The organism is Pseudomonas sp. S3_A09 (assembly GCF_054668065.1).
Window position 1 is genome coordinate 1,493,455 of sequence record NZ_CP162752.1, and the last position, 9,046, is coordinate 1,502,500.

General features: G+C 40.3%; 10 protein-coding genes and 2 rRNA genes (1 of these 12 cut by a window edge). 6 read left to right on the forward strand and 6 right to left on the reverse strand.

The genetic code is table 11. The annotated features are described in order from the left end of the window. Nucleotides 1-467 precede the first annotated feature (467 nt). From AB4N92_RS07090 to AB4N92_RS07115, 6 genes are all read left to right on the forward strand, one after another. Nucleotides 468-1,397 (forward strand): hypothetical protein, encoded by a 930-nt coding sequence (locus tag AB4N92_RS07090; RefSeq protein WP_460129638.1) that lies wholly within the window; start codon nucleotides 468-470, stop codon nucleotides 1,395-1,397. A gap of 137 nt (nucleotides 1,398-1,534) precedes the next feature. Further along, nucleotides 1,535-1,747: a hypothetical protein gene (locus tag AB4N92_RS07095; RefSeq protein ID WP_460129641.1), complete on the forward strand. Its 213-nt coding sequence runs from the start codon at nucleotides 1,535-1,537 to the stop codon at nucleotides 1,745-1,747. Further along, complete coding sequence (locus AB4N92_RS07100; protein ID WP_460129644.1) at nucleotides 1,744-2,133, forward strand: hypothetical protein; 390 nt, start codon at nucleotides 1,744-1,746, stop codon at nucleotides 2,131-2,133. Before AB4N92_RS07095 ends, AB4N92_RS07100 begins: the two co-directional genes overlap by 4 nt. Before the next feature lie 10 nt (nucleotides 2,134-2,143). After that, entirely contained in the window at nucleotides 2,144-2,839 is a 696-nt protein-coding gene (locus AB4N92_RS07105; protein ID WP_460129646.1) for a hypothetical protein, read from the forward strand. A gap of 145 nt (nucleotides 2,840-2,984) precedes the next feature. Then, complete coding sequence (locus AB4N92_RS07110) at nucleotides 2,985-3,527, forward strand: hypothetical protein (RefSeq protein WP_460129649.1); 543 nt, start codon at nucleotides 2,985-2,987, stop codon at nucleotides 3,525-3,527. After that, nucleotides 3,527-3,901 carry a hypothetical protein gene (locus AB4N92_RS07115; protein ID WP_460129652.1) on the forward strand — a complete coding sequence of 125 codons (375 nt, stop codon included), beginning with the start codon at nucleotides 3,527-3,529 and terminating at the stop codon, nucleotides 3,899-3,901. The genes AB4N92_RS07110 and AB4N92_RS07115 overlap by 1 nt, the downstream gene beginning before the upstream one ends. A 7-nt stretch (nucleotides 3,902-3,908) precedes the next feature. Here AB4N92_RS07115 and AB4N92_RS07120 read toward each other — a convergent pair whose 3' ends face one another. The 6 genes from AB4N92_RS07120 to AB4N92_RS07145 form a co-directional block, all read right to left on the reverse strand. Beyond that, complete coding sequence (locus tag AB4N92_RS07120) at nucleotides 3,909-5,189, reverse strand: relaxase/mobilization nuclease domain-containing protein (protein WP_460129655.1); 1,281 nt, start codon at nucleotides 5,187-5,189, stop codon at nucleotides 3,909-3,911. Next, complete coding sequence (locus AB4N92_RS07125; protein WP_460129658.1) at nucleotides 5,186-5,644, reverse strand: hypothetical protein; 459 nt, start codon at nucleotides 5,642-5,644, stop codon at nucleotides 5,186-5,188. Before AB4N92_RS07125 ends, AB4N92_RS07120 begins: the two co-directional genes overlap by 4 nt. Next, the gene (locus tag AB4N92_RS07130; protein WP_460129661.1) at nucleotides 5,641-6,003 is read right to left on the reverse strand and encodes a hypothetical protein; all 363 of its coding nucleotides are present in this window, start codon (nucleotides 6,001-6,003) and stop codon (nucleotides 5,641-5,643) included. Before AB4N92_RS07130 ends, AB4N92_RS07125 begins: the two co-directional genes overlap by 4 nt. 306 nt (nucleotides 6,004-6,309) lie before the next feature. Further along, nucleotides 6,310-7,644: a tyrosine-type recombinase/integrase gene (locus tag AB4N92_RS07135; protein WP_460129663.1), complete on the reverse strand. Its 1,335-nt coding sequence runs from the start codon at nucleotides 7,642-7,644 to the stop codon at nucleotides 6,310-6,312. 655 nt (nucleotides 7,645-8,299) lie between these two features. Continuing rightward, nucleotides 8,300-8,415: ribosomal RNA gene (gene rrf, locus AB4N92_RS07140) — 5S ribosomal RNA — on the reverse strand. A 156-nt stretch (nucleotides 8,416-8,571) separates the two neighbouring features. Beyond that, nucleotides 8,572-9,046 (reverse strand): 23S ribosomal RNA (locus tag AB4N92_RS07145); it runs 2,417 nt beyond the window's last position.

Consider the following 9,046-nt stretch of genomic DNA (forward strand, 5'->3'; position numbering starts at 1 on the left):
CAATTCGTTCACCGGTTTAGCTAATTCCGCTATACGCTTCATTCAGGGCCGTGTCTTGGGCGTTTCATTTAAGACGTAGGTAAGTATGTATGGCCATAAGAAGTAGTTTAAATCATGTACTTAAGGCTGTTTAAAGGGTATTGATTCATCTTCAGATCCGCTCGCCTTGGCTCGCCCTTCTCAGCATAAGTCGATGAATAATCGACCGTTCTCCATTTAATAACTATTTAAAAAACCCTTTAGGTTAGCTACAGACTATACAAATCAAGGCCTACAGACATCTATGGTGTAGTTTAATAATAAGCCATGGTGTAGTTGAATAATAAGGTTGGGTGTAGTTCAATAATAAGAACACAGCAATTGTACGTCGCAAAATAAACTCAAGGTGTGCTGCTCTAATAAGCAGGGATATTGACTTCCGCTTTTTCTGATGTATAACTGTGTTATATCAACAGGAAAGGAGTTCTATGGAAGAGTTTAAGATAAGAAAAGTCACCGCTAAGAAAATTTTTATTCGCGACGACTATATATCGCTAGCAAAGTCGTTTATGTCATTGCCGATATTTAACGCGGTAAACAAAAAAGACGATAGCATCTATCTAGATATAGAGATAAGAAGTCTTTTTCAATACCAAAACGTTAGAATAAAAACTCCGTTACTATCATTGAATTTTGATTTTAATATTTTCCTTTATTACATAAAAGAAGCGATAGTCAGAGAGCAGCCTGAAATTTTCATTTCATTTGAGAGTATATTTAAATTCTTAAATGTCAGCAGAGAAAATTTCCCACTGTACAAAACAAAAACGCTCGACACTTTTGAAAAGCTTAAAATGTTTTCAATGCGTTTTGTAAAAAACGAGAAAGAGTATTTGTTAGGGCTTGTTAGTGATGTGGTTAAAAATGACGAAGGGTTAATGATTTCAGTGTCCAAGGGGTTAAAAGTTTTCTACGAAGCTGACCATGATTTGATTTTCAATCTGGAAGTTAAAAAATTTAACAAGTTAAACTCTGCCTTTGCGAGAGCTTTGTATTTATTTTACAAGTCGAATAACTTTACAGCTGTAAATACATTCAAGATAGAAGATTTAATGTATCGCCTACAGTGCAGAGAAACTCAACCCACCAAAGAAATAAACAGAAGCATTAGAAAAGCTCATAAGGAATTAATTGAGCGTAAGTTGATAGTCTTCGCTAAAGAAATAAAAAATGGTAAAAAACTAGAGAAATTTGCTATTCAAATAACGCCCGTGTCGGATAATAAGAAAACAGCAGCTACAGCAGCTACAGATGATCAGTCAGTTGCTACGTCAGTTAAAACTACTGGCGTTGAGTCCGCTTGGCTCGATACAAGCAGCTTAAATTTTGAATCTGAAGAAGACGAACTACCGTTCTAATTGCTAAAAATTACAGATCAGCCGCTTAAATGCGGTTTTTTTGTGCCCACTTAAAACGCAGTTAATGTCTATTTATTTTTGACTTGCTCTTGAAAAGATTTTTTTATGTGCAAAAGTATAAAGACAGGAGCCATTAAATGGATAACAAACATAGAGCACATTTTTCGATAGACAGTAGGACGCTCAGCAAGTTTAGACATGTTTCTAGCATTGAAAGTTTTTCAATGAGCAAACTTGTTGAGTCGATGATTGATGAGTACCTTCAGAGTTATGAAAAAGTCGGGTACAGGAATGTAGGCATAATTGCTTACAGAGTAGATAAATTTAAAAAAGGAGGAAATGAAAAATGAGTAAAAAGAAAAGCAAATATTCACCTACAGACGTACTCGCAGCTATTAACACAGCTAAATCATACGTCGCTAATGTAACTGATAAAAACTGCAACGAGTCGCTCACTAGACAGTTATTAGGGCTGTCTACCGATCCTGAAGGGTCAGACCCAGACGCAGTGATAGCTATCTGTAAAAGGGTGATTGAAGACGCTCTGAGCGTCACAGCGAAGACTCAAATCATCGCTTCTAATGCGGGGAAAAATGGAGGTCAGTCACAAAGTCTAAATCTTGTTAATGAAATTGACATAGAAACTGCTCTGAAAGAGTTAGATGAGATGAAGAAAAGGTGGAAGATCCAAGATAAGCAACAAAACAGCTTGAAAAACAAAAAAGATAATCACTAAGAGGAAATTGATGAATGACAAAACAATAAGAATAGTAAAAAAACTAAGTACATTGATTTTATTGTTCATCATTTCTTCACCAGTTTTTGCCAATACTTCTTTAGATGAAGCTTCAGCTTCTGCTAACAGAGCTGAGCTTGTTGGTACGTTTATACAAATTGTTAGATATACAGGCTATTTCCTGGGCGTACTGACATTTATTTTAATGGGTTTCAAAATGCTTGACCTAGGCGGAGGCGGTAAAGATGTTAAACGCCAAACGACAGTAGTGTATGCGATATCAGCAGTTTTATTCTTAAATGCGGGACTTGGACTAGGCTTAATAATCAGTTCTTGGGGTGGAAGCTCCGAGCAGCCATGTTTCATTGCATCTGAGAAAGATGGCTTTTCCAGCACATGTTTCAACGACGAAATGAGTGAATTAGCTGGTGAATTAAAAGCTAGAGTCGAGAAGCTTTCGAGTGAATCAACAGCCAAAATATTTTGGGATAATCTCAAATTTATTGTCTCTGTATTTCAACTCATCGGCCTGATTTATTTCTTGGTCGGCGTGCATGGGCTGGTACAAGTGTCTAACGGATCGGCTAAAGATGGAGGCTACGGTAAGCCCATAGTTACGATGATTGCTTCTGCTCTCATTGTGGATTTGCCGCATTCATTTCAAATGCTTCAAGCAACGCTACAACAGGTCGGGATTAATTTTTAAAAGGGGGAAGTATGAGTAAAGAAGCTCTTGAAATTATACGTTTATTAAGTGGTTATTTTATACCGATTTTAATGTTTGTCGGATGGGTTGTGTTTTTCCACGTCAGCAACTATAAAAACAAGAGAAACTTAAAGAAGGGGGATGAATGAAGTATGAAATAACAATTGGTCTGGTTTTAACAGTTTTAGCTCAAGCAGTATCTGCTGAATACTCAGTAAAAATCCCGCTGGAAGTAAATATGGGTGGGCATTTACCCAATGGTTCTATAAATTTGGGACAGTTAGGTGCCACGCCAAACCCCTATCCAGACCCTAGCACTCCTAAGCCGCCTGTTGAGCCGGTAAAACCGGCTAAGCCCACGTTGTTTACGACTACCTTTCCTAAGCCAATCACAGGCTCTACCAGGTACAACGGTCAGAATGGTGCTTTTTACGATAGCTCGTTGGGGTTGAGCATATTCGTTGAAACTTCAGCACTTAAAAACAGTACAAAATATACGATGTTTTACGACGAGAAAAACACCTGTGTAGTAGAGACTAGCTTTTGCAACTGGGGAGCAAGCGGTTTTGCCGGTGGGTGCGGAAAAATAGACTCACAAATAAGCAATGGTCCAAAGGTTTCAATCAGGAGATTATCTGGAAATTGTCTAATTGGTGACGATTATGTCATTAAAATAAGAGAGCTTTGATGAGTGCTCAGAAAGCATGGGGGTTCGCTCATGTCATCCTTTTTGTCGCAGTGCTTGTTGTCGTTCTTGGTTATGGGCAATTTAGTAAGCTCACTGATAGCTCTAGAGTTTCAGCAGAAGATATTATATTAGCTAATCAAGCTAAAAAGAAATTGTCTCGTGAAAAGGCCAACAGGCTAGCTATGACTAAGCTATGCGAAGATGACAAAAAGAGAAGTCAATACTTCAAAGATAAAGCAGATAAAGTACACGATAGTAGTTTTGACTATTCTGTCTTTGGACATGAAGCGGGGGCTGTAAAAAAACAGCAAGACGAAGCCTATTCAAAGCTAGTCGAAGAATACAATGCATTACAGTCTAGAAATTGCGGCTGAAATGCTATTAAAGCTTGAGCTTTGGGCTGTTAGATTTTTTGTTTGGCTGCATTTCTTGCCTCTGCCTTTCTTGAAAGTTCTGTAACTCTCGACTCAAACGCTCCTTTTCTTTTTCGTCTTTAACCAGCTTCAAAGCTTTCTCATAGTCAGCTTCAGTTGGCTCGTAAAAATCGCTCATAGGGTAGTTGTTCAGCTTACAAACTATCCAAGCTTGTCTCTTAAACTCAGCCCTGCACGTACTGGGTACGCTAACAGCAGTACCAGTTTCGAGGATTTTTTGAGCACCAGCTTTTATGCTTTTGAAATTAGATGATGTGAAGTTAACTTCGTTTTTTTCTCTGTTATGTGTAAATGCTATTTTGTTTGTGTCTTTGAAAAAGTATGTCTTTTCGTCGTTACTCAGAAAATGCTTATCAATAGTTCTGTTTGTGTATTTCCTTAGAATTCCTTTCTTTTCACCAGTACCTTCCATTGACTGCTTCTCCAAAACCCCCTGATTTTTCTCGGCAGAATACTTCATAAGCTGAGTAAAAAATGGATCAGAACCAAATTTTTCTTTGATCTTCTTTATTGGGAAGTTTAACTGTGAACCTTTAAAAATCTCACCTTCTTTTTCGAAACTCAATCCTGACACGCCAGAACTATTGAGATTAGGTAGCAATAAAATATTCAATTCTTCGAGCTGATTGATAAATTCAGCAGTGTCTTGAGCGTTTTCAAACACATACCCAATCGACTCCTTAAGGTCGTTCTTGATCGTCTTAGAGCCTGTTTTACGCTCGATTTGTACTGTGTTTGGAGCAGGGGCATAGGGCGAGGGCTCATCCGTTCTGTCAGCGTTGTAAAGCCCGTGCTTTATCTCTAGAGCCTTTCCAATCTCGATATAGTCAACGAAGTCCCTATGCACAAGCTTAGTGTCTAGAGATCGTAACGCTACACAGATGTGAACGTGAGGATGGGCAGTATTTCTTTCGATGGCCATGACGTAATGTCGTTTACCGGGCATTGAAATTTTCAGAGCTTCTTCAGCAATGTCTAGAAGTTCAGAATCTGTTTTGTGAGAGTCTGATGGGTGAAACGCTACAATTTTGTGAAAATACAAACGTTGTTGATTTTTTGCTCTACCCTTTTCGAATTTTCTTTCAACCAGTTGTGCATACTCTGCATGGGTTGTTCCTTCATACTTTGGTATCGTCGAACGCATCGACTCAGAGTTTATAATATGCTTTTGAATGTAATTAACAGTAGCAGCAGTATGAGATTTTCTAGTCAAAATCTTAAATTTCATACGCCACCTGCTTCTTTACGTTTTTGCTTCATGACTTGAGCGAGTTTTTTTGAAGTTGCGAATTCTATGTTGTCTTCGTAATTCGAATAAACATCTACTGCTGCATCAAGATTTTCAGCTAGCTTTGCTAAGACGTTAAGAACTTGTCCATTGTCTTTCTCTAAGAAATTTTCAAGCTTGCGAAAAACGTCGTTCTTTTTAGCCTCTTGAATATCATTGCTGAGTATCGTATTCAAAGCTCTTAAAATTTGATTTCCAACGTTACCCGCTCGATTGAATACATCGTCGTAGCTTTTCAATTCACTTACTACGATTGTATTAGAATTACGGATTAACGACAGAATAAAATCTGTTTTGCTTTTGTGTTTGGTTATTTTTATAGCTTCGTTTATTTCTCGTTGCTCTGCTTCAGTAGTAGCGTATGAGCAAATTTTGCTTCTCTTTCTGTTACTCATACTTCACCTCTTGTTCTAGAGACGAATTTACGAGCAGCCTCAACTATAGGTTTTACCTTATAACCATTTTTCTGAGTCACGACATAGCATTTATTGTCAGTAAAGTCTATTGGGAAAAGACTCATGTGAGCTTCGTGTAGTTCACCCATCCATGTTGCAATAAAAAGCTTTTCATCGTCGCTATATCTTCTGTCTGACAAGTCTGAAAAAACCTCAGACATCGAGACAATTCTATACGCTAGGTAACTTACAATTTCCGTTCTAGTTCCGGCAAAAAAGAGGCAATATGAATTTTGCTCTTTAATAAAATTAAACTGTTTTGTCGCTTCATTTTTGTATATTTCATACTCGCTCAACATAATCACTCTCCTTACATAATAGTTATTGCTCCTAAATTTACAATTCAAACGAAGTGCTAGAATTTTCGACAAACCCGACATAAGAAAGCTACGAAGTAGTTTCGATATGTGTAAGTGCAAATCGCAGATTTGTATTTACAAGGGTATTGCTCGCATCTTAAAAACTATAGAGCTATATATACAAATAGCAAATTTAACGAAAGTGTCAATACGTAAAGACAAAGAAAACTATGTATTTACCAAACATGTAAATACATATGACGAAAGAGTAGCCGCTATTCTTGGCTATTAGCCTTGAAAAGGAATTTAAAATTTATAAACAATTTTCTTAATCGCCGACAGCTTTGCTTTTGGAGTAGGACCCTCTGAATATCTATCAAAAGTAATGTTCAATGCTCCACCAGGTTCATGCCCTACGATAGACATAACGATAAGGTTTTTCACATCAGCACGTTCAAGTAACGTAATGGCAGTTTTGCGAACGCTGTGAAATACACACTTTTTATCAAAACCAAGGCGAGTTTTGAACTGAGAGAATTCATTTCCCAAATCTTTCGATTTTACACCATATTTCCCCCCTCTCCCCGTCTGTAACAGAAAACCGTCAGTTGACGCTTCCACAAGGCGTTTGAGAGTTTGTTTCAGCTTAGGGTGTATAGGCACATGACGAACGGCTGCATCGGTCTTACCCTCACGTATATGGAAGCAATCTACGCCGTCCTCAACAACAATCGAGTCGATTCGAAGTTGACAGATTTCTTCTATCCTAGCTCCAGTGTATGCACCAAGCTGGATAAGATCCGCAAGCTTCCGATTTTCTTCATCAATAGATTTATGATAGAGCATTTCTATTTCTTCTGTAGCAAACGCCCGCCTGCTACTTTCTTTATATATGCCTCGTTTTTCTTCGTTTAGTTCATGATATTTAAATGGATTTTGTAACGCACCATAAACTGACTTAAAAGCAGCATCTTTTTTTATTGCATAGTTCCAAAAAGCACTAAATGAAAATAGATATTGCTTCTTAGTTTTTGCTTCTACTTTAAGAGATGCTAAAAAAATTGAAACGGTGTCGCGATCAAGAAGCAACTCACTCTCTTTAAGAAATGCGTCGAGCATGCGAATTCGCTTTATGTGCCGATCCACCGTGTGCAATTCGACTTTACGTTGTTCAGTTTCATAAGCATGAAACGCGTCCAACCGACTCTTGAAGAAAGGCGTTTTAGGGGAGTAATCACTATGACCAGCAAGAATAGAAATAGCTTCACGCTGTAGGCTAGGTCGTAGCTGATGAGCCTTAATCACGTCTGTTACTTCAATGATTCGCTTCGTAGCAGCAGATGGGGTTTGATCGAAATAATTAAGAGGCGTCTTACTTTCTCTCTCAATCTCAGATTGATATTTCTCGACTATCAACATTACTTCTTCACGGAAATCAGGAAACTCCTTACGTCGTGCTTTCTCAATCTCGGTTTTCCACTGCTGCAACCATCTCAGCTTAAGTACGTGAGCCTCAGAACGATTTCCTGTCTTGAGGCTTTTAGTCAGCACCTTGCGGCCACCAAACGCCTCTCGGGCGTCTGCGGGAACGTCCAGACGGACGTGATAAGTACCAGCTTTTAGGACCAGGAAATCAGACATTTCAGAATTCTCAAGGATTTTCAAACCAAACTTCTACCCAAAAATTCTATCCAAAACAATATAAGAAAAGCGTATACACTGGCCCGAAAGCGATTCAAGGTCATAATGGTGAAGTTCGAGTCTCCCTCGGGGCACCATCTTAAAAAAAGACCTTGAAATTCAAGGTCTTTTTTTTCGCCTATAGAAAAGTGCATGACTCGCACGGTCATTCTTTTGAGAGCGACTCAGCACTTCAAGCACCTCCTCCAGGCGCGCCTGCGACACGCCTGACCAGCACAATTCGCCCTACCACTCATCGCGCGCTCACAAGCCTCTGACAGGCACTGGAGAGCGCTCAGCGACCGAATGCATTCGAGGCCACTACCAGAATGTCCAAACCGCGCTCAGCACTGACGCAGCGCGGGGTTCACACCGATGAAACGTTGGCACAGAGGGGTGCTCCAGGTGAAGGATACTTTCTCTATGTAGAGTGCGCCGTTAGCGTCGACCCCACCAAGAATTCGTTCGCGCGAACGATCAGACTTAAATCGCCCAAGCCGCTCAAGGCTCTCGCGCATGGCCTGAATCCGGATGACTACCAGATCTTCCAGGTCATTTTCGATCGCCCAAAACAAAACCCCTGTCTGCGTTAGCAAACAGGGGTTCTGGAATTTAATCTTGACGATGACCTACTCTCACATGGGGAAACCCCACACTACCATCGGCGATGCATCGTTTCACTGCTGAGTTCGGGATGGGATCAGGTGGTTCCAATGCTCTATGGTCGTCAAGAAATTCGGGTACTGAGTCGTGACCTGGTGGCCTCGCTTCAGCAAATTGGGTATGTGACAGATCGGTGTTTTGTGAGATATCGAACTTTCGGTTCGTATCATCTTCACACACCGCAATCTGATGCTCGTTAGAGTAGTCAAATTGCTTGGGTGTTATATGGTCAAGCCTCACGGGCAATTAGTATTGGTTAGCTCAACGCCTCACAGCGCTTACACACCCAACCTATCAACGTCGTAGTCTTCGACGGCCCTTCAGGGAACTCAAGGTTCCAGTGAGATCTCATCTTGAGGCTAGTTTCCCGCTTAGATGCTTTCAGCGGTTATCTATTCCGAACATAGCTACCCGGCAATGCCACTGGCGTGACAACCGGAACACCAGAGGTTCGTCCACTCCGGTCCTCTCGTACTAGGAGCAGCCCCTCTCAAATCTCAAACGTCCACGGCAGATAGGGACCGAACTGTCTCACGACGTTCTAAACCCAGCTCGCGTACCACTTTAAATGGCGAACAGCCATACCCTTGGGACCGGCTTCAGCCCCAGGATGTGATGAGCCGACATCGAGGTGCCAAACACCGCCGTCGATATGAACTCTTGGGCGGTATCAGCCTGTTATCCCCGGAGTACCTTTTAT